This is a genomic window from Micromonospora sp. NPDC047812, from assembly GCF_040704175.1.
Classification (GTDB): Bacteria; Actinomycetota; Actinomycetes; order Mycobacteriales; family Micromonosporaceae; genus Micromonospora.
The window spans coordinates 147,735-167,287 of the sequence record NZ_JBEYRY010000004.1 but is presented as its reverse complement, the minus strand read 5'-3'; the positions used below and the strand labels follow the sequence as shown (position 1 = coordinate 167,287).

General features: G+C 73.5%; 16 protein-coding genes. 8 read left to right on the top strand and 8 right to left on the bottom strand.

Annotation, left to right across the window (positions count from 1 at the left end; genetic code table 11):
* Positions 1-237 precede the first annotated feature (237 nt).
* Positions 238-2,481 carry a DUF6461 domain-containing protein gene (locus tag AB0883_RS18610; protein ID WP_366642403.1) on the top strand — a complete coding sequence of 748 codons (2,244 nt, stop codon included), beginning with the start codon at positions 238-240 and terminating at the stop codon, positions 2,479-2,481.
* A gap of 880 nt (positions 2,482-3,361) precedes the next feature.
* On the opposite strand, the gene AB0883_RS18605 is transcribed toward AB0883_RS18610, so the two are convergent.
* On the bottom strand, positions 3,362-3,649 hold the full coding sequence (locus AB0883_RS18605) for a DUF1905 domain-containing protein (RefSeq protein ID WP_366642402.1): 288 nt from the start codon (positions 3,647-3,649) through the stop codon (positions 3,362-3,364).
* A gap of 119 nt (positions 3,650-3,768) precedes the next feature.
* Here AB0883_RS18605 and AB0883_RS18600 point away from each other — a divergent pair, with 119 nt between their 5' ends.
* Both AB0883_RS18600 and AB0883_RS18595 read left to right on the top strand, forming a co-directional pair.
* Positions 3,769-4,617 (top strand): ATP-grasp domain-containing protein, encoded by an 849-nt coding sequence (locus AB0883_RS18600; RefSeq protein WP_366642401.1) that lies wholly within the window; start codon positions 3,769-3,771, stop codon positions 4,615-4,617.
* Between the two features lie 290 nt (positions 4,618-4,907).
* A complete protein-coding gene (locus AB0883_RS18595; RefSeq protein WP_366642399.1) occupies positions 4,908-6,305 on the top strand; it encodes an endo-1,4-beta-xylanase in 1,398 nt (465 codons plus the stop codon).
* A gap of 111 nt (positions 6,306-6,416) precedes the next feature.
* Here AB0883_RS18595 and rox read toward each other — a convergent pair whose 3' ends face one another.
* The 4 genes from rox to AB0883_RS18575 form a co-directional block, all read right to left on the bottom strand.
* Positions 6,417-7,901 (bottom strand): rifampin monooxygenase, encoded by a 1,485-nt coding sequence (gene rox / locus AB0883_RS18590; RefSeq protein ID WP_366642397.1) that lies wholly within the window; start codon positions 7,899-7,901, stop codon positions 6,417-6,419.
* Positions 7,902-8,195: 294 nt separating this feature from the next.
* The gene (locus AB0883_RS18585) at positions 8,196-9,482 is read right to left on the bottom strand and encodes an MFS transporter (protein ID WP_366642396.1); all 1,287 of its coding nucleotides are present in this window, start codon (positions 9,480-9,482) and stop codon (positions 8,196-8,198) included.
* Positions 9,479-10,051 carry a helix-turn-helix domain-containing protein gene (locus AB0883_RS18580; protein WP_366642395.1) on the bottom strand — a complete coding sequence of 191 codons (573 nt, stop codon included), beginning with the start codon at positions 10,049-10,051 and terminating at the stop codon, positions 9,479-9,481. The genes AB0883_RS18585 and AB0883_RS18580 overlap by 4 nt, the downstream gene beginning before the upstream one ends.
* A gap of 200 nt (positions 10,052-10,251) precedes the next feature.
* Complete coding sequence (locus AB0883_RS18575; protein WP_366642394.1) at positions 10,252-12,882, bottom strand: CHAT domain-containing tetratricopeptide repeat protein; 2,631 nt, start codon at positions 12,880-12,882, stop codon at positions 10,252-10,254.
* Between the two features lie 187 nt (positions 12,883-13,069).
* On the opposite strand from AB0883_RS18575, the gene AB0883_RS18570 reads away from it, so the two are divergent.
* Genes AB0883_RS18570 through AB0883_RS18560 form a run of 3 tightly spaced genes read left to right on the top strand, consistent with a single transcriptional unit; the run spans position 13,070 to position 15,489 of the window.
* On the top strand, positions 13,070-14,380 hold the full coding sequence (locus tag AB0883_RS18570) for a S8/S53 family peptidase (protein WP_366642393.1): 1,311 nt from the start codon (positions 13,070-13,072) through the stop codon (positions 14,378-14,380).
* A 31-nt stretch (positions 14,381-14,411) separates the two neighbouring features.
* Positions 14,412-15,050, top strand: a complete 639-nt coding sequence (locus tag AB0883_RS18565) for a sigma-70 family RNA polymerase sigma factor (RefSeq protein ID WP_366642392.1) — start codon at positions 14,412-14,414, stop codon at positions 15,048-15,050.
* Positions 15,025-15,489: a hypothetical protein gene (locus tag AB0883_RS18560; RefSeq protein ID WP_366642649.1), complete on the top strand. Its 465-nt coding sequence runs from the start codon at positions 15,025-15,027 to the stop codon at positions 15,487-15,489. The genes AB0883_RS18565 and AB0883_RS18560 overlap by 26 nt, the downstream gene beginning before the upstream one ends.
* A gap of 135 nt (positions 15,490-15,624) precedes the next feature.
* On the opposite strand, the gene AB0883_RS18555 is transcribed toward AB0883_RS18560, so the two are convergent.
* The 3 genes from AB0883_RS18555 to AB0883_RS18545 form a co-directional block, all read right to left on the bottom strand.
* Positions 15,625-16,668: a hypothetical protein gene (locus tag AB0883_RS18555; RefSeq protein ID WP_366642391.1), complete on the bottom strand. Its 1,044-nt coding sequence runs from the start codon at positions 16,666-16,668 to the stop codon at positions 15,625-15,627.
* Positions 16,669-16,842: 174 nt separating this feature from the next.
* Positions 16,843-17,271, bottom strand: a complete 429-nt coding sequence (locus AB0883_RS18550; protein ID WP_366642390.1) for a hypothetical protein — start codon at positions 17,269-17,271, stop codon at positions 16,843-16,845.
* Entirely contained in the window at positions 17,261-17,452 is a 192-nt protein-coding gene (locus AB0883_RS18545; RefSeq protein WP_121399264.1) for a helix-turn-helix transcriptional regulator, read from the bottom strand. The genes AB0883_RS18550 and AB0883_RS18545 overlap by 11 nt, the downstream gene beginning before the upstream one ends.
* A 260-nt stretch (positions 17,453-17,712) precedes the next feature.
* Here AB0883_RS18545 and AB0883_RS18540 point away from each other — a divergent pair, with 260 nt between their 5' ends.
* Both AB0883_RS18540 and AB0883_RS18535 read left to right on the top strand, forming a co-directional pair.
* Positions 17,713-19,047 carry a hypothetical protein gene (locus AB0883_RS18540; protein ID WP_366642389.1) on the top strand — a complete coding sequence of 445 codons (1,335 nt, stop codon included), beginning with the start codon at positions 17,713-17,715 and terminating at the stop codon, positions 19,045-19,047.
* A gap of 145 nt (positions 19,048-19,192) precedes the next feature.
* Positions 19,193-19,489 carry a hypothetical protein gene (locus AB0883_RS18535; protein WP_366642388.1) on the top strand — a complete coding sequence of 99 codons (297 nt, stop codon included), beginning with the start codon at positions 19,193-19,195 and terminating at the stop codon, positions 19,487-19,489.
* Positions 19,490-19,553: the final 64 nt, after the last annotated feature.

The following is a 19,553-nucleotide window of genomic DNA, read 5'->3' as shown; positions in this document are numbered from 1 at the left end:
AGAAGGGTTGGCATGTTTCTACCCTGTCAATCCGCCGGGCGCTACCGCTGCGCCGCCGTGATCAGGGCAGGTTCCCGCGGAACCCGCTCCCGCCGGGCCACCGCACGTACGCGCCGGTGTTCCCGCGTGACGGCGTCGGCGCGGTGCCGCTCCACGACCTTCCGGGCTCGACCGATGTCGTGAGGGCCGTCGATGGTAGGAATGTGCCGTCCGGTACGGGTGGTCAGCGGGGGTGCGGTGTTCGAGATTCCTGACGCGGTGGTGGCGGAGTTGGCGGGGCCCGTGGCCGCCGCGATGCCGCTCATCGCCGCCAGTGTTGCGACGGCACCGGCGGCCGAACTCGGTCGGCTGCGGGCGGTCGCCGAGGGCGACACCTGGCCGACCCTCGAATCAACCCTCGGACACCGGGCGGTGACGGGATTCCGCCCCGTCAGCGGGACCGGGCCGGACGACGCGCCGGTGCGGGACGCTCTCGGCTCGCTGCCACCGTTGCTCGTCGAACGCCTGCTCGGCGCGCTGGAACTGACCGTGGCGGAGTTGGACCTCGCGGGCACCACCCCGGACCTGACCGGCCTGCTGGGTGCGCCGGCCGCCGGCGCGTTCGCCATCGTGAGCACGAGCGGACAGAGCGAGGCGATCACCGGCGCAGCCGTGCTGGAACAGCTCCGGCCCGGCGTGTCGGCGGTGGTCGCCGCGCTGGCCCGTCGGCTGGCCGGCCACCCGCGGGTGGCCGCCCTCCTGACGGCCGGACCTGACATCGCCGCCGAGCAGGACATCGCCGCGGCGCACGGTGCGAACCGGCTCGCGCTGGCCGTGGCCACCTCCGCCGCCGTCCTGCACCGGGTCGGCGTCCCGTCCTGGGCCACCGCACCGCCGGCCGTGCTCGGCGTGGCGATCGGCACCGCCGTCCTGCTGCTCCGCCAGGCCCCGATGCCCGCCGGCTACGCCGCGGCGTTGCTCGCCCGGGCCCGGGCGGAGTACCTGCTGCCCCGCCACTCCAGCGGGTCGGCGCTGGTGTCGGGGCACCGGTTCGCGGTGCTGGAGGGCACTGCCGTCCCGGACGTCGACTTCGGCGGCAACGGACTGGTCGCGGTCGTCCCGGGCGGCGTGGTGATCCGCACCGGTGTCGAGAGCGGACACGTGCGGATCATGTTGAGCGTCCTGGACGGGCCGCCACCGGAGGTCGCGACCGGCTGGGAGGAGATCGTCGAGGTCAGCTGGCAGGCGGCCGTCGGCGGCGCGTCGGTGCTCGGGCCCCGCGTCGGTGAGTCACGCCTGAGTTGGGCCACCCCGCCCTGGCCGGGCGACTACCGGCTGCGGGTGCACGCCCGGGGGCGGGACGAGACCGACGAACGCGACGCCGAACGCTACGAGCTGGTGGTGTGGCAGGCACCCGCCGCGCCCGAGGTCGTGCATGCCCGTACGGACCGGCTCGGCCACCGGTTGCGCGGCGAGCCGGAGCCGGCGCGGCCCGAACGGCCCGAAGCCGCCTATCGGTGGGTGCCTCAGAGCAGCCTGGGCCAGGCCGCGACGGTCACGGTCGTGACCGGGGCAGGTGCGGCGGACGTGCTGCGCGCCTTCGGGGCGGACCCGGCCCGACCGGAGTCGATGCGGGCCATCGGCGAGGACCTGATGCGGCGGCGGTCGATCGACCCGTGGGTGGCGGTGGCGGACATCGGTGGCGCCGTGCTCGCCGTCGAGTACAACGGCTGGCAGGGCTCGACCGGGCCGGTGCTGACGCGCGCGTCCGCCGGCGGCCGGGCAGCCAGCATGTTCTGGAACGTCAACGCGGTCACCCGGCTGTCGTTCGCCGAGCACGGCGAGGTGCTGCTGTCGGTGGAGCCGTTCGGCGACCTCGACGCGCCACCACCGGTCGCCGCGATACTCGCGGACCTCGACTTCGCCGACCACCACCGTGGCAAACCGCCGATGGGCCTGGTTGCGGTGCAGCGGTTCACCGGCCACGGCGTCACCGGCGAGGACCTGGCCCGGATCGAGGCTGCCGACGTCGGTTTCCGGATCCTGCCGGACCTACCCACGCTGTACCCGCGCCGGTCGCAGCCCGACAATGCGCTCGGCCGGGGCCTGCCCGCGCCGGTTCCGCACCAGCCGCAGCCCGGCGGCCCGCTCGGCCCCGCCCTCGATGCGCTGACCGGGCTGTCCGAACCGGAACTGCGGGACTTGGCCTGGTGGATCGCCGCGGAGGCGGCTCGCCGCGCGGGGCTCGGTGACGACCCGGACGTCGTCGCCAGCGTCGCCGCTCACGCCCTGACTCCGGACGCGCACCTGCGTGCCCGCCGGTCCCAGCTCGCCGACGGCGATCACCGGTGGGTCTGGCTTGCCCTGCACCGGGCGACCAACGGGGACCCGGTAACCGCGGTCACGGACACCCTCGACGCGGCCCGCTACGCCGCCGGCCCGCACGCGGCAGCGCTCGTCGCCGACGCCCGGGGCCGGATTCTCGGACCCGCTGGGCGATGACGGCCGGATCGTAGCTCCTGCTCCGCTTCTCATGACCGCGGCGGCGTGCGCCGCGGTGCACGCCGCCGGCGTCCTGGTAGCTCGTCCGGTGTGGCGCCACGCCCAGGTGTTGAGTATCGGTCTGCTGGTTGTCCACGCCGTGCGCCGCGGACGGCCCGCACCACGCTGGGCGGTGCCGGCGGCACTAGCTGTGCTGCTCATGGACGCGGTCCGGACGATGCCGGCCGACCCCGACGGTGAAGGCCAAAAGTGGAGGGCGCTGCGTCCGGGCGGCGGCGTCGACGTACGGTCCGGCTTCGAGTTCGGTGTGTCCGTGTCATGGGCGTCGTCGGCAGCGGCCGCGCTGCTGCTCGTGGTGTGGCGAGCCGGCGGCCGGCGGCGGCGCCCGATGGCCGCCGCATCGACGGCCGCTGCGCTGGTCGTGGGATATGCGGTGGTCCGGGTCGTCGACATCTGGCTCGCCGTGCGCTCGGAACGCCGGTGGTACGCGAGCGACGTCGGCGATGTCTCGACCGGGGTGATCCTGTCCGTGCTGCCGCCGCTGACGCTCGCGCTGACCGCGCTGGCGCTCGCCGCGAGCGGCGCGGCGCTGCTGGCCTTGGTGGCGCTGCCGCATCTGAACGCCAGCATCGGTGCGCTGTCGCTGTCCGCAGGTGACCGAACAGCACTGTTCGCCTGGCACGTCATCACGCCCACGCTGTCGATGCCACAACCCGTCGCGGCGCTCACGGTAGCGGTGGAGCTGGTCGCGATCCTGGTGCTCGTTGCGGGCCTGACCGGCGCTCCCCGAGCGGTGCGAGCCGTACCGGCGGAAAGGTCCTTGAACACGCTCCTCGCGTCGGCCGCGCCGTGGCGGGCACGGGGGAGCGGAGCCGACCGGTCAGCCGTCGACGGACAGGCGGACCGTCACCGTGTCTCCCACCGCCAGCCCTTCGGCCCGTCGCACGGCCGCCTTCACCGGCACGATGTAGCGCCCGTCCTTGGGGAACAGCGACGTGCTCCAGCCGGTCTTCCCGATCCGGGCCGCGACCGGGATCATGCCCCAGCCGTAGCTCACCCCCGCGGACCGCGCGGCCAACTCCTGGCACCCGTCCTCGGGGACGGTGACGAAGTGCCACGGCGCGGGGCCTCTCCAGAACCACAGCTCACCACCGAACTCCAGGTCCATCGGCTCAGCATAGGAGCGGGGGCCGACTTCTCCGGACGGGCGGGTGTCGCCGGTCCGGGTACGCCGTGCGCCGCCCGGCGGCACTCGCGTCGCCGGCGCCGATGGGGCAGCATTCCCCCGTGCTCCTGATCGTTCCCTCGGACCCGCTGCGACCGCGCCACCCGGACGCCCACTTCGCTCCTGAGGCACGCGCCGCCCAGGAGGCCGGCGTCGAGGTCGCCGTCGTCGACCACGACGCGTTGGCCCGTGGCGACGACGTGTCGCGGGCGGTGTCGCGGGTGACGGTCGAGGGCGTCGCGGTCTACCGCGGCTGGATGCTGCGCAGCGAGCGGTACGCCGCCTTCGCGGACGCGTTGGCCCGCCGGGGCGTCAGCCTGCGTACGAGCGGCGAGCAGTACCGGCGCGCCCACGAGTTGCCGGGCTGGTACCCGGACCTGGTCGAGCTGACGCCACGCTCGGCGTGGACGGTCGGCACGGAGCGCGCCGACTTCGACCGGGCGAGGCGCGCGCTCGGCGGTGGGGCGGCGGTGCTGCGCGACTTCACCAAGTCGTTGAAGCGTCACTGGCACGAGGCGGCGTTCATTCCGGATCTCGACGACGGCGATGCCGCGTGGCGGGTCGCGAGCCGCTTCGTCGACCTGCGCGGCGACGACCTCGTCGGAGGCCTCGTTCTGCGGCGGTTCGAGCGGTTCACCACCGCCGAGGTCCGCACGTGGTGGGTCGACGGCGGCTGTGTCCTGGTCGGTGCCCATCCCGACAGTCCGCACGACACGCCGCCGGCGGCGTTCGACGTGGGTCCGGTGAGCGGGTCGGTGGCGGCACTGGGGCTGCCGTTCGTGACCGTGGACCTGGCGCGGCGCGCCGACGGCGTCTGGCGGATCGTCGAACTCGGTGACGGGCAGGTCAGCGACCGGCCGTCCACCATCGACCCGGCCGCCCTGGTCGGTGTCCTGCGTCGTGGGGCCTGATCCCCGAAACTTCCGGTCCCTCGGCCGTTGCCGAGCCGGCTGGCTGGCAGGGTGGGACGCCGACTGAGGCGACGGCGCGAAGCGCGTCCATCGAAAGAATCCGATAATCGGGCGTTGAGGTTCCGGACATGTTCCGATACGGTCCGATGGAAGGGCTTCGATCAACTCACGGTGTCGAGGATGCTGACGGCGGTGTGGTCTCCGGGCGACCACTCCACCGGCCCCACGCCGTGGCGGGCGGTTGCCGAGGCGGCCTTCCCCATCCATTCGGCTCATCGAAAGGCTCTGCCATGGACAACTCGCTCGCCCGTGCCAGCGGGCGCCCGGTGACCCGCCGGCGGCCCCGCGTCGCGCTGGCGTCGGTCGTGGTCGGTCTCTCCGTCGTCGCGACGACGGTGGCGGTGGCGTCCGGCGCCAGCGCCGGGACGACCCTGGGGGCGTCCGCCGCCGAGAAGGGGCGCTACTTCGGCGCCGCGGTGGCGGCCAACAAGCTCTCCGACGCCACGTACGTCGGGATCCTCAACCGGGAGTTCAACTCGGTCACCCCGGAGAACGAGATGAAGTGGGACGCCACCGAGCCGTCCCAGGGCCAGTTCACGTTCGCCAACGCCGACCGGATCGTCAACCACGCCCGCGCCAACGGGATGCAGGTGCGTGGCCACGCCCTGGCCTGGCACTCCCAGCAGCCGGGATGGGCGCAGAACCTCAACGGCAGCGCGCTGCGCCAGGCGATGGTCAACCACGTCACCCAGGTGGCGACCTACTACCGTGGCAAGATCCACTCCTGGGACGTGGTGAACGAGGCGTTCGCCGACGGCGGCAGCGGGGCCCGCCGCGACTCGAACCTGCAACGCACCGGCAACGACTGGATCGAGGTGGCGTTCCGCGCCGCGCGCGCCGCCGACCCGAACGCGAAGCTGTGCTACAACGACTACAACACCGACGGACAGAACGCCAAGAGCAACGCGGTGTACGCCATGGTGCAGGACTTCAAGGCCCGGGGCGTGCCGATCGACTGCGTCGGCTTCCAGTCGCACTTCAACAGCGCCTCCCCGGTGCCCGCCGACTACCAGGCCAACCTGCAACGCTTCGCCAACCTCGGCGTGGACGTGCAGATCACCGAGCTGGACATCGAGGGCTCAGGCCAGACGCAGGCCGACAACTACGGCCGGGTGGTGCGCGCCTGCCTCGCCGTGACCCGCTGCACCGGCATCACCGTGTGGGGCATCCGGGACACGGACTCCTGGCGCGCCAGCGGCACCCCGCTGCTCTTCGACGGCAGCGGCAACAAGAAGCCGGCGTACACCGCCACCCTCGACGCCCTCAACGGCGGCGCCACCCCGCCGCCCACCACCGCACCCCCGACGACCCCGCCGCCCACCACCCCGCCGCCCTCCGGCGACTGCGCCGCGACGGTGTCACTGAACTCGTGGAACGGCGGCTTCGTCGCCACGGTACGCGTCACCGCGGGAGCCGCGGCGATCAACGGGTGGGCGGTCGCGCTCACCCTGCCGGGCGGCGCGACGGTCACCAACACGTGGAGCGCGCGCGCCGCCGGGGCCAGCGGCGCCGTGACGTTCCACAACGTCGACTACAACGGCCGGCTCTCGGCCGGAGCCGTCACCGAGTTCGGCTTCCAGGGCACCGGAACGGGCCCCACCGGCACGCCCACCTGCACCGCGAGCTGACCCGCCAGCGGCCCGGCGCGGGTGCTCTCCCGCGCCGGGCCGTCGGCGTCGCACGCGCCGCACACCGTGCGCACCGGCACCTCGCGGCGTCCGCAGTCCTCGGCGCGTCTCTCACCCGGCCGCAGGAGCTCCTGCGGCCGGCACTCGGCTGATCCGGCCGGTGCGGCCGGGCGCGCCGAACCACCTGGCCAGCGCGCCCTCGAGCGTCTGCTGGTCCTCGCCGACCCACGCGACGTGCCCGTCCGGCCGGAGCAGTACCGCCGGCACGTCCAGCTCCTCGCTGCTGTCGGCGACCCGGTCGACCCGGTCGACCCAGCCGTCCACCGAGAGCCGCCCGGTCTGGTCGAGCAGCAGTCCGCCGCCGGCGCGCATCAGCTCGAACAGGCGCCCGTGCGTCAGCTGGACGTCGCGCAGCCGCCGCCCGAGCAGGGCATGGTCCGCACCGAAGTCGTACCGGATGCTGATCGCCGTGATCTTCTCGATCAGGAACCGGTTGACGTCGTCGAGGTCCATCAGCTGAGCCAACAACCGCCGGACGGCCTGCGGCCCGGGCTCGTTGGTCGTCAGCTCCATCTGTGCGCGGGTGTTGGTCAGCACGTCGGCGGCCACCGGATGCCGCTCGGACTCGTAGCTGTCCAGCAGGTCGTCCGGCGCCCAGCCGTTGACGGCCGCCGCCAGCTTCCAGCCCAGGTTGAACGAGTCCTGGATCCCGAGGTTGAGCCCCTGCCCGCCCATGGGCGGGTGGACGTGCGCGGCGTCCCCGGCCAGAAACACCCGTCCGACGCGGTAGCGCTCGGCCTGGCGGGTCGCGTCGCCGAAGCGCGACAGCCAGCGGGGCGAGTGAGCGCCGAAGTCGGTGCCGGCGTACCTGCGCAGCTGTCGCGTGAACTCCTCGAGCGTCGGCGGCACCGAACGGTCCTCGGCCACGCCCTCCGCCGGCACGACCGCCCGGAACACCCCCGGCTTGCCCGACGGCCCGATCCCGAAGCGTTTCTCGGTCTTGCGCACCTCGGTCATCACTGCGGTGATGTCGTCCGGGGACGCGGTCATCTCCATCTCGCCCAGCAGCGTGTCGATCCTCGACGGATCGCCGGGGAATCCGACCCCGAGCAGTTTTCGGACCGTGCTGCGCCCACCGTCGCAGCCGACGACGAACCGCGCCCGCAGCGGCGTGGCAGCTCCATTTCCGAGGTGGACGGTCACGCCGTCGTCGTCCTGCTCCAGCCCGACCACTGCACAGCCGCGCCGGATCTCGGCTCCGACGTCGGCCGCGTGCTCGGTGAGCAGCCGGTCGGTGAGCGTCTGCGGAATGCCGAGCACGTATCCGTGGGCGGTGTCCAGCCCGGTGGGAGCGGGCTTTTCGATACCCGCGAAGAATCCCCGGATCGGGTACTGCGTGCCGTTCTCGAGGAACCGCTCCAACAGCCCCCGCTGATCCATCACCTCGATACTGCGTACGTGCAGCCCGAGCGACCGCACGAACGGCGGCGGCTCGGCCTCCTTCTCCAGTACGAGCACGTCGACGCCCCGCAGCCGCAATTCGATCGCCAGCATCATGCCGGTCGGCCCGCCGCCGGCAATGATCACATCGAACATGAATTCCCCCATGGTGTGCCAATTCCTGCGCTCGGCCGACGATTGTGCGCCACGACCGGGGTCTTGCCGCAAGCCCGGGGGTGCGGTATACGTTAATGGTGGCAAGGAGTTCTCCTCCTTGCCTTTGTCGTTTCTCAGGCCAGCACACGTGTTCCCAGGCCAACATGCGCAGCCGAGCTACAGCTCGCGGCCGGCGTCGATACCCGGCAGCGCCGCACTGTCGGCGGTCAGGTCCCTGCGGAATCCCCTCCCAGCACCGTGGGGAGATTAGGTCGGGGGACCCTCCCCGGGGCGTCAGCCGGGCCGGGCCTCGGCGGTCGTGGCCGTTCCCTCCGGCTGCCGCTGCTCGGGTACCGGGGGTCGTCGCATCGTCCGCCAGGGGCCACCGAGCAGGGGAGTGAGCACGATCAGCAGGTAGCAGGTGCCGACGGTGAGCAGGGTGGCGGTGGTGCCGAACCGGTCGGCGGCCAGGCCGGCTCCGAGCGCGCCGAGCGGCATGGCGGCCCAGGCGCCCGCGCCGATCACGCCGTACACGCGCGCCCGCATGTGCGCGGGCACCCGTTCGAGTTTCACCGCGCCGATCAGCGGGTTGATCGCGCCGGCGGCGAGGCCGGCGACCGCGAAGACCACGGCCACCACGGGCAGCGGCGGGGCGGCGGCGAGGGCCCAGAAGGGCGGGGCGCCGGCGACGGCGAAGGCGGTGACGAAGGTGGCCCGGCGGGGCAGCCGGTGCCCGACGGCGCTGAAGAGCAGGGAGCCGACCAGCGCGCCGCCGCCCATCGCGCCGACCAGCAGGCCGAACGCGGTGGCCCCGCCGAGGTCCCGCGCGGCGACTACCGGCAGCAGCACGCTGCTCGTGGTGGCGTCGAAGAGGTTGGTGACCAGTACCAGCAACACCATGGCGCGCAGCAGTGGTTCGCGGATCAGGAAGCGCAGCCCGGCCATGAAGTCCTGCCAGTAGCCGCCGGAGGCTGCCGTGGGGCTGTCGGCCGGCCGCAGGCTCGCCGGCACCAGCACCGCGACCGCTGCCGCCGAGACGGCGAACGTGACCGCGTCCACCGCCAAGGCGGTCAACGCGCCGAGCGTGCCGACCAGCAGGCCGGCCACCGGTGCGCCGAGCAGGCGGGCACCGCGTTCGGTGGCCTCGAACCAGCCGATCGCCCGTTCGATCGGCACCCCGGCGGCGGCCGCCGCCTCGGGCAGCAGCGCGGTTCGGGCCGTCTGACCGGGGGTGTCGAGCAGGCCGCTGACGAAGACCAGGGCGAGCAGCGCCGGGAAGGGCAGCCCGACGGTGGCGTGCAGCAGCGGTACGGCGGCGATCGTCACGCCGGAGACCAGATCGGCCAGCACGCTGGCCCGGCGGTAGCCGATCCGGTCGACGAGCACGCCGCCGAAGGCGCCACCGAGCACGACCGGGGCGGTGGCGAACGCGCCGGCGAGCCCGGTGGCGGCGAGGGAGTCCGTCTCGGCCAGCACATGAAGCGGCAGCGCGATCAGGGTCAGCATGTTGCCGGTCAGCGAGACCGCGTGGCCGATCAGCAGCCCGAGTAGCGGGGCCCGGCGGGACGTGGCCGGTGTCATCGCGGGTCCCGGAAGGCGTGATAGATGAGGGCGGTCGTGTGGGCGTCGGCTCGACCGGCGTCGCTGCGGGCGCGCCAGCGTTCGGCCAGGGCCGCCAGGTCCGCGCGCAGCTCCACCAGCTCGTCGCTGGTCAGGTGCAGCGTGGAGTCGCTGCTGGTGGTGCCGCGTACCCACTCCGGATCGAGGGTGGCCTCGGCGTCGAGGTAGGTCCGGATGCGGTCGACGTACCGGTCGAGGATGGCGCGGCGCAACAGGTCGGAGGCGGCCTTGCGTTCCGGGTCGGCCAGCGCCTCGACCGGCTCCCAGGAGGTGCGGGTGTGCGCCGCCCGCCACCAACGTTCGCGCCGGTTGCGGGCCAGTTCGGGGACCTCCCGGACGAAGCCGTGCTCCGCCAGCTTGCTCAGGTGGTAGCTGACCGAGCCGACCGCCTCGCCGGTGACCTCGCTGAGCGACCCGACCGTCTGCGGGCCGCGGACTCGCAGCTCGCCGAGCAGGCGCAGCCGCGTCGGATGCGCGAGCGCCCGCATGGCACGGGGATCGGTGAGGTGCAGGGTCGAACCATCCGTCATCGCACAAGACTAGATATACAAGGGATGAAGGACAAGGAACCTTGTATATAACGCTATGGGGCGGGCGCCGAGACGCGACTCCCGTGACATCGGGGTGCACGGCGGCTTCCCACGGCCGGCCTCACGTCCCCTGCCACATCGTTGGGGCGCCGGGCAGGTCCGTGCCCGCCGGACGCGGGTGCGGCGGTCTCGCCCGCCGGTCAGCCGGCGCCGAAGCAGACGAAGGCGGCGGCGGTGGCATGGGCGGCACCGCCGCCGTCGGTGTCGAACGCGCGCTGGGCCTCGGCGAGCGCCGCCGCCGGCGCGGCACCGGCACGCATCCGCCGGTGCAGGTCCAGCATCAGCGCGGTGGTCAGGTCGGCCGGGACCGGCAACACGGTGGCGATCAGGCTGCGGGTGCCGAGGGCCAGCAGCACGGCGGTGAAGCCCATCACCTCGTCGCCCGGGCGGACGCCGGAGAGGCCGGAGTCGCAGGCGGAGAGCACCACGCAGCCCGGTGGGCGGGTCAGCCGCTCCAACTCGTACGCGGTCAGCGGCCCGTCGGCCAGCTCCAGCGTGGAGAAGAGCGGGTTGTCGGCGCGGAAGGTGCCGTGCGCGGCGATGTGCGCCAGCCCGGTCCCGTTCAGCGCGTCGGTGACCGCGTCCGCGGTGGCAGCGCGGCCGGTGAGGGAGCGGGAGCCGGGCAGGGCCGCGCCGAGCTGGCGTACCTCGGCCTCGGCGGCAGGCAGCCGGGGCCCGGCCACCAGCACCGGCGGGCCGGCCGGGACGGTCCGCCCGACGGCGCGCAACCAGACCGTCGCCGAGGGCGCCACCGTCACCGGCCGGCCGGCACAGGTCGGCAGGCCCGACCAGGGCACGGCGTGCAGCGCGCCGATCGGGACGATCACCAGTGGCCGGTCGCCCAGCAACCGGCGTACGGGGTCGAAGAGTTGCCGGTCCAGCGCGGTGGCGGCGAACTCGACCCCGGCCCGGGCACCGGCCGAGTCGCCGGTGGTGACCAACCGGCGCAGGCCGAACCGGTGCTGGCGGGCCCGGCCCAGCGCCTCGTCGAGCGGGCCGAGGTCGTGCAGGCTGGTCCGGCCGTCACGGACGAGTACCGCCCGCAGCCGCGGCCCGTGCGCCACCAGCTCCAGCAGCACGGCGGCACCGAGCGCGGCGGCGAGGGCGCCAACCGTGGGCGGTGCCACCAGGCCGCCGCCGCCCGACTCCCGGGCTCCGCCGTCCGCGCCCCGGGCCAGTTCCCGGATGCGCTGTTCGAGTCGGCCCTGGCTGCGCCGCAGCGCGTGCACGGGGTGCCCGGCGAGCAGCGCGTCCTCCAGGGCGGTGCTGACCATCCGTAGCTCGGCCAGGGCGGCGGCCAGCTCGGGGTCCTGCGGCGGCTGCACCGCGCGCATCCGCAGGGCGTTGGCCCGCCAGCGTTCCGCCCAGGCCAGCACCTGGGCGGGCGTGCCGGTGCGGACGGCGATGTCCAGCCCTTCGGCGGCCAGTTCGTGCCCGTACGCCCCGCTGTGCGCGCGTAGCTCGGTGGCGCCCAGGGAGGCCCGGTGGCCGTCGAGCACCGCCAGTCCCCGGCGCAGGGCCCGGGCCGCGCCCCGCAGGTCACCGTCGAGCCGACGACGCAGGGCGAGCGCGTACCAGCCCTGGGCCCGGTGCGGCGCGGTGCCCCGGCGGTGCGCGCGGGCCGCCACCGCCAGCAGCTCGGCCGCCCGGGCGGGCCGGCCCATCGCCTCGGCCAGCCGGGCGGCCTCGATCCGGGTGGTCAGTGCCGGCGAGGGCCAGCCGGTGGCGTCGAGCTGCCCGGCGGTTCGCACCATGGCGGTGAGCAGGGCCGTCGACCGGGTGCCCCGGGCGAACTCGGCGCGCAGCTCGACGTGCCGGGCGAAGGCGGCCCAGATGCGGCGTCCCTGGCGGCGGAAGCGGGCCCGGGACGAGGCGGCGGCGGTCGCGGCGGTGTCCAGGTCGCCGGCGAGCAGCGCCGCCCGGGCCCGGGCCAGCAGCGCCTCGGCGAGATCCGAGGCCATGCCCCGCCGCCGCAGCTCCGTCACAGCGGAGGTGGCGACCTCGACCGCCTCGTCGACCAGCGGCACCGAGAGCAGCAGTTCGAACCGGTCCAACAGCAGTGCCGGACGGGGCACCGACAACCGGCGGTACTCGTCGCCGACGGTGGCGAAGGTGCGCAGCGCGCCCGCGACGTCGCCGCGCTGACCGGCGGCGATGCCGATGTTCCAGCGGGTGTCGGCGGCGGCCAGGTCGAGCCCGAGCCGGCTGAAGATGGCCGCGGAGCGGAACAGGTCGTCGTCGGCGTCCCGGCTGGTGCCCCGGTGGGCGTTGAGCAGTCCACGGTTGTTGCGCGCCCGCGCCTCCAGCAGCAGGTCGCCCTCGCGCTGGGCGATCTCCACCGCGATGCCGTAGTCCCGGACCGCCTCGTCGAACCGTCCCCGGTAGTGCAGCACGACGCCCCGCTGCATCCGGGCCCGGCCGGCGTCGGCGCCGGTCAACCGGGGGAGGGCCAGGGTCACCGCGCGTAGCGCCGCGCCGGTGCGGCCGGCGTTGGCCAGGACGTACCCGAGGCTCATCCGGGCCAGTGCCCGCACCCGGGGCGAGTCGGTGACCCGCACCGCCCGCCGCAGGTGCCGTAGGGCGCCCGGCAGGTCGTTGAGTTCCCGCAGGGCCAATCCGATGGCGCGTTCGGCGGTGGACCGCTCGTCGGCGTCGGGGTGGCCGGCGGCGAGGACCTGCCGGGCGATCGCGATCGCCTCGCGGGGGTAGCGCTGGACGGCGTCGAGCGCGGCCTGGGCCGGGACGGCACCGGAAACGGCGCTGTCGGCCATGCCAAGAAGAATCCCGCAGTCGCGCTGCCCGGTCAATCGCGTCCGGGGTGGACGGGCATCAGTCGCCTGAGCGACGATCAATTGACACCCGACTATCCTTTGAAATAATCGTCCGGTGCCTCGGAGAGCGCTTCCGTAGCCGCCCGGCCCGTCGCCGACCGCGCATCTTCGACCGCCTGGAGGACCGGTGCCGTCTGACGACTCCTTCGCGTCGCGCCCGCCCGCCGGGTTGTCCCGTCGGCAGGTCGTGGCCTGGTCCACCCTGGCCGCCGCGGCGGCGCCGCTCGGTCTCGTCGGGCGGGGCGGCCCGGCCGCCGCCGGCGAGTCACCCGACGCGACCTACCAGCGCGTCTTCCTGGAGGCCCTGGCCGCCGACCCCGACCTGCGCCGGTACGCCGTCGAGGGCCGGGAGTTCCTCTACCGGCCCCGGCAGTTGCTGGTGGCCCACCCGGACGTGCAGCGGGTCGTGAGCCGGCTGCGCAGCTACGGCCACCCGGTCACCGAGGGCGTCGGCTTCGGCGGGGTCGCCCGCCTCCGCTTCGCCGCCGAGACCGACATCCCGTCGGTGGTGACCAGGCTCCGCGACCCGCAGCAGTGGCCCGGGCAGCCGGTGCCCCTGGTCCAGCCGCACCACGCCCTGCTCGGCTTCGGCAACATCATGGGCAACCCGGGCGGCCCACCCCGGGTCGCCGCCGCGCTGCCGGCGCCGGATCCGGCGCGCGCGGGGGAGGGCGCGGGAGTGACGGTGGGGATCTGCGACACCGGCATCTGGCGGCAGGCCGGTTCCCGTCATCCGCAGTGGCTGGCCGGCAGCTATCTACCCGAGGTCGACGACGAGGACGCGGTCTACGTCGGCGCCGACGTGCTGGCGCTGCAGGGTGGTCACGGCACGTTCGTCGCCGGAGTGGTCCGGCAGGCCGCGCCGGGCGTACGTTTCGATCCCGAGGCCGCGCTGAACGCCACCGGCGTCGGCGACGAGGAGATGCTGGTCGCCGCCCTCGGCCGGCTCGGTCCGCAGGCGTCGGTCGTCAACCTCTCGTTGGGCTACTTCACCCAGGACGACCAGCCCCCGCTGCCACTGGTCAACGCGCTGGCCGGGCTGCCCGGCCGGGCGGTGGTGGCGTCGGCGGGCAATGCCGGCACCAGCCGGCGGGCCTGGCCGGCCGCCCTGGACCGGGTCCTGGCGGTGGGCGCGGTGAGTGCCCGCTCCACCGGCCCGGTGCCGGCGCCGTACAGCAGCTACGGCTCGTGGGTGGACGCCTGCGCCCTGGGGGACCGGACCAGCACCTACGTCAGTGGTCGGCTCCAGTTGCCGGGACAACCGGTCCGGTACTTCGACGGCTTCGCCGCCTGGGCCGGCACCTCGTTCGCCACCGGCCACGTCGCCGGCCGACTGGCCGCGCTGATGACCAGCGCCGGGCTCGGCGCGGAGGCGGCCCGAGCCGCGCTGGTCGCCGGCCCGCGCTGGCATCCCGACTACGGCGTACTCGTCACGTGAGGCCGGCATCGGCGCGCCGGGCGTCGTACCGGTGAGCGAGCGCGGCACCGTCGGGCTGGTCGCCGCCGCCTCCTGCGGTGACGAGCGGGCGTGGGGTGAGTTGGTGCGCCGCTACACCCCACTGGTGCTCTCGGTGATCCGGTCGTACGGACTCGACCAGGTCGACGCGGCGGACGTGAACCAGACCGTCTGGCTGCGTGCGGTGGAGCACCTGGGACGGCTGCGGGAGGCGAACGCCCTGCCCGCCTGGCTGATCACCACCACCCGACGCGAGTGTTACCGGCTGCTTCGCCTCGGCCGGCGGACCCAGCCGTTCGACCCGTACGACGACTCGGTCGACGGGCACGTCGGTGCCCATCTGCTGGTGGATCCGGTCACCCCGGACGAGGACCTGTTGCGCGCCGAGCGACAGCAGGCGCTGCGGGAGGCGTTCGCGCAGTTGCCGCCGCGCTGCCGGGACCTGCTGGCCCTGCTGATGGCCGATCCGCCGGTCAGCTACCGCGAGATCGGCGCCCGGTTGGGCATGCCGGTGGGCAGCGTCGGTCCGAGCCAGGCCCGGTGCCTGCACAAGCTGCGGAACTGTCCGGCACTCGCCCCGTTCCTGCGGGTGCGTCCGGGCGACGAGGGGAGCGGAGGTGACCGGGATGGAGCCGTGGCCGCCAGCCGCTGACGACGCCCTGCTGGCCGAGTTGAGGGCCGCCCTGCGGGACTCCGACCCGGTGCCGGAGGAGTTCCAGACCGCGGCCCTCGCCGCGTTCAGCTGGCGGACCGTCGACGCCGAACTGGCCCTCGCGGAGCTGACCTTCGACTCGGCCTGCGATCCGGAACCGGCCGGTCCCACCCGGTCCGCCGGCTCGACGCGCACGCTGACGTTCCGCACCGGTGCGGTGGTGGTCGAGATCGAGGTGACCCCGACCGGCATCGTCGGGCAACTCTCCCCGGCCCGGGGCGGGCGGGTCATAGCCCGGACCTCCGTCGGCCCGTACGAGGAGGTGCCGGTGGACGCGGTCGGCTACTTCTCGATGAGGATGCCGCCCGCCGGGCCGGTCCAGCTCTGCGCCCGCACCGCCGGGTACGCGGTGGCGACCACCTGGGTCACCCTGCGCTGAGCCGGACACCGAGCGGACCCGGAGGCCGGCCGTCGAGGACCCCGGAGCGCCGCGACGGCGGCGACACCCGCCGGACGTGCGGAACGGAGGTCGCGGGCCCCGTCCGCGACCTCCGTCCCTGCCCCTTGCGGGCGCTTACTTGGCCCGCTGGGCCACCGTGATGTCGTACCGCACCCCGCCGAGGTCGGCCCGCGCGGCGCCGGTGGTGTCCGGGCCGACCTGGGTCACGTTGACGGCGATCTTCTCCTGGGTCGGCACGGTCGCCGTGAAGTGCAGCGAGAAGGCGAGCCGCTCACCCGGGTTGAGCTCCAGGTTGTCCAGGCTGGCCTGGCCGATGTCGACGATCTCGACCTGGTTGCGGCCCACCTCGCGGACACCCTTGCCGGCCTTGCCGCCCTTGGCCCAGCGCTCGAACAGGGTCGGTCCGAGGTCCGCGACGAGCCGGCCACCGGCGGCCTGGAACGGGGCCCCGGCCTGGCTGAAGACCACGCTGCTGCGGGCCGGCCGGGTCAGCGTGTTGCCGATGGCGAACGGCCGCGTCTGCGCCTGGCCACCGGCGGTCACCGCCACCGAGTCCACGTTGCGCCAGGCGATGTTGTTGTTGTGACGGGTGTTGACGCCGATGTCCGGTCCCTCGAAGGTCATCGGGTCGTTGGGGGAGATCCAGCGGGCCAACAGGCAGAAGTGCCCCGGACCCGGCACGTCGTCCCACGGGATGGTGACCGAGGTGACGCCCGGGTAGACCGGCACCGCCATCGCGCCGATCTGCGTCCACGCGCCCGGCCAGGCCGCCCCGCCGCCGGGCGTGGTCCGGTAGACCCAGATCGTGCCCTCCTCCATCACGCTGTCGCCGTACGGGCCGGGGTTGCGCAGGTTGATGAAGATGTAGTTCCGCTGGCCGACGATCGGGTTCTGGCTGGTCGCGCACTCGACGGCGGTGTGGCAGACCTTGATGTCCGGGCTCTGCCAGAGCGGGTTGAGCGCGTGCGGTTCGAGCCCCACGTCGGCGGCCGTGTCCTTCATGTACACGTCGACCGCGGCGGCGGTGGCGGGGCCGTCCGCCGGGCCGGCCAGCGGTGCGGCACCGGCCGCAGTGACGGACAACAGCGTCGCCAGTGCCGCGCCGGTGAGCAGGGCGAGCGTCGAACGACGCGCTCTTCCTGCGAGTCTGGTAGACACATTTCCTCCCGATGATGGGGGATCGCCGTTCGCCCCGAGGTGGTGGCGTGGGCGGGTGGACATCCTTACGGAGTCCGATCGATGCGAGTAGATACATCTGCCGCCGGCGGGTGATGTCAGATGGTGGGAGTTGCCGTCAAGCCGGCGAAAGCCGCACAGCGCTCGGATGCGCGCTCAGCTGCGTCGGTTTATGACCGCGAAGGCGGTCGCCCCGACCAGGATCTCCGCCAGGATCAGCAGCGCCAGCATCATCTCGACCGCGGCGCCGAGCCCGATCGCGATCCCCGCCGCACCGGTGAGCGGCAGCGCGAGCAGCCCGAGCACGGCCAGGGCGCGGGTGAGGACGGCGTCGTCCCGCTCGTCACCCGACTGGGACCACGCCCGCTCGAAGGTCGTCGCGCGGTCCGGTCGCCTGCGGAGCCGCCACGCCATCACCGCGACACCGATCAGCCCGACCGCCGCGCCCAGGAGGAAGCCCACTCCCATGTTCCCGGGCGCGTGCTCGCGCAGCAGCAGGCCCACGGCGATCAGCAGCGCCACGATCGCCATGCCGACGCCGAGAGCCAGGGCCCTGCGCCTGTCCGTGTGTCGATCAGTCGACATGGAAGATCTCCTCGACGGTGCGGTGGAAGTGGCGCGCGATGGCGATGGCCAACGGCAGGGAGGGGTCGTAGCGGCCGTTCTCGATCGAGTTGATCGTCTGTCGCGAGACGCCCAGCGCCTGGGCCAGCTCGCGCTGGGACAGCCCGGTGGCCAGCCGGAGCGCGCAGAGGTCGTTCTTCATGAACACCCCCTGATGTCAAGTGAACTTGTCGCGACAAGCGTGCTTGACACTCTCCGGGATTGTCAAGCTCGCTTGTCTCTGGTGAGGGCTCGCCGGCCCGACCGGCGCCCCGAGGCGGGGTTCCGGCCGGGAACGCGGGCGACGGCCCACTCACTGTCCGATGGCCGACGCGCTACTGACTGCCACGGCCCTTCGGGTGCTACCTCTTCGCGGGCGTTCGGCCGACCGGGTCGGGCCGGCAGAGCGAAGGAGCCCTCCACATGTTCCCGTTTCCCGACGAAGCGACCAGGAAGGCACTCGATCTCGGCCGGCGCGAGGTGTTCCAGACCTACCGGGTGCTGATGGCCTGCGAACTGCAGCGGCTGCGCCCCGTCGTACGGGCGCTGCCGGCGGGGCTGCGCCGCGACCAGTTGACCGCCCGGCTCGACAAGGTCGCCGCCCTGGCCGTCGGGACCTGGCTGCAGCAGATCTCGGAACGCGGCGCGACGATGCACCAGGCGGCCACCCTGTTCAAGGAGGTGCAGGACTCTCTCGACGGGGTCGTGCCCTCCGTCGTCGGCAATCCCCACCTCACCGCCGCTCTGGACGAACTGAAGACCAGGATCGTCGACGTCATGGACGACGACAGGAGTCCCACGCACGTCGCCGTCAACACCGCGTTCGCGCGTCTGTTCGGGTCCACCTCATCGGTGGCCAAGGCGCGTTTCGCGCAGACGGTCACGGCCCTGCGGGCGCTGCTCACGCGTACCGACGGCCGACGGTCGGGATTCGTGTGCAACCTGTCGCTGCCCGACGGGATGGGCGCACTGGCCAGCGGTCAGGGCGACACCGCCATCATCAACGTGGGTCGCTCCGCGCTCGACGGGACGATGCACCTGTGGGAGCTCGCCGCCACGCTCGTGCACGAGGGTACGCACACCCTGGCGGACAACCCGACGGTCGACATCGTCTACCGCCACCGCAACGCCGCCTACTACCTCCAGGGCCAGATCGCCCTGCAGAACGCCGCCAACTTCGAGCAGACCGTCTACGAGGCGTTGGGCCAGGGTGGCCCGTTCCCCACCGACGCCGAGGTGGCCGCCATGCGGGGACGCGCCGCGCCCCGGACGGACTCGCTGCACACCGTGCTCGCGTCCCGCATCACCCGTGCGTGGGTGCGCACCTACGACTTCACCTGCCTCGACTTCACCAGGACCGACCTGCCCAAGCCGGTCGCGCTCGTGCTCACCGACCTGCCGCAGGACCGGGCGTACGCGCCGTTGACCAAGGCGTACATGGAGGCGCTGCACGCGGCGATGCTGGCGCTGATGCGGGCGGAGGAGCGGCTGGTGGTGCGGGCCGAGCCGAAGATGCTGAACTACTCGACGGTGATCAACTCGGACGGCACCATCCGGTTCACCATCAACTCCGACCTCGCCGCCCGGACACCCATGGCCCAGCTCCTGCACTGGATGCTCGACGAACTCGTCGCCGAGGCGAAGTGCCAGATCCCCAAGGACACGGCGCAACTGCTGGCCCTGATCCTGGGCATCGAGAAGTTCGACCGGGACAACGTGCACGACGTGCTGAACGACTTCTACGGCTCCTTCCACTGAGCGGCGGCTGCGCGGGGGGTCGCTGGGAAGCGCGGCCCCGGCGACGCCTGGCGGTGGTCGACTCGACGCCGCCCCCCGTGACGCCGAGGACGTACCCATCGACCACAATCGGAGGCCGTCAGCGTCCACAGTCGAAAGGACACGAGTGAAACGCCGCCTTCTACACGCCCTGACGGTCGCGACCGTCGTCTTCTCCGGCTCGGCTGTGGTGGCCGCGCCGGCCTCGGCGAGCGACGCGTGGGGCATCGTCTGCAACCTCCGGCAGAACACCTGGCTGCGCGCCGAGCCGCACGGCCACGTGCTGCTCACCCTGACCGCCGGGCGCGGGTTCCGCTGGCACGGCCAGGTCTCGGCCATCGACGACGACGTCTGGATCTACGGCCACGGCGCCGAGCACCCGTCCGTGGACGGTTGGGTCCCGGCCGGCAACACCACCTGCTGAACCGGCACCTGAGCAGGGGCGGCCGCCGCGCGCTGCCGTCCCGTCGCAGGGTGACCGCCGGGAT

What these genes read in the sequence shown, in the direction of transcription:
- AB0883_RS18605 (WP_366642402.1), bottom strand. Translation starts at nt 3,649, where the DNA reads ATGGACCTGGAGTTCGGTGGTGAGCTGTGGTTCTGGAGAGGCCCCGCG.
- AB0883_RS18595 (WP_366642399.1), top strand. Translation starts at nt 4,908, where the DNA reads ATGGACAACTCGCTCGCCCGTGCCAGCGGGCGCCCGGTGACCCGCCGG.
- rox (WP_366642397.1), bottom strand. Translation starts at nt 7,901, where the DNA reads ATGTTCGATGTGATCATTGCCGGCGGCGGGCCGACCGGCATGATGCTG.
- AB0883_RS18585 (WP_366642396.1), bottom strand. Translation starts at nt 9,482, where the DNA reads ATGACACCGGCCACGTCCCGCCGGGCCCCGCTACTCGGGCTGCTGATC.
- AB0883_RS18580 (WP_366642395.1), bottom strand. Translation starts at nt 10,051, where the DNA reads ATGACGGATGGTTCGACCCTGCACCTCACCGATCCCCGTGCCATGCGG.
- AB0883_RS18575 (WP_366642394.1), bottom strand. Translation starts at nt 12,882, where the DNA reads ATGGCCGACAGCGCCGTTTCCGGTGCCGTCCCGGCCCAGGCCGCGCTC.
- AB0883_RS18560 (WP_366642649.1), top strand. Translation starts at nt 15,025, where the DNA reads ATGGAGCCGTGGCCGCCAGCCGCTGACGACGCCCTGCTGGCCGAGTTG.
- AB0883_RS18550 (WP_366642390.1), bottom strand. Translation starts at nt 17,271, where the DNA reads ATGTCGACTGATCGACACACGGACAGGCGCAGGGCCCTGGCTCTCGGC.
- AB0883_RS18545 (WP_121399264.1), bottom strand. Translation starts at nt 17,452, where the DNA reads ATGAAGAACGACCTCTGCGCGCTCCGGCTGGCCACCGGGCTGTCCCAG.
- AB0883_RS18540 (WP_366642389.1), top strand. Translation starts at nt 17,713, where the DNA reads ATGTTCCCGTTTCCCGACGAAGCGACCAGGAAGGCACTCGATCTCGGC.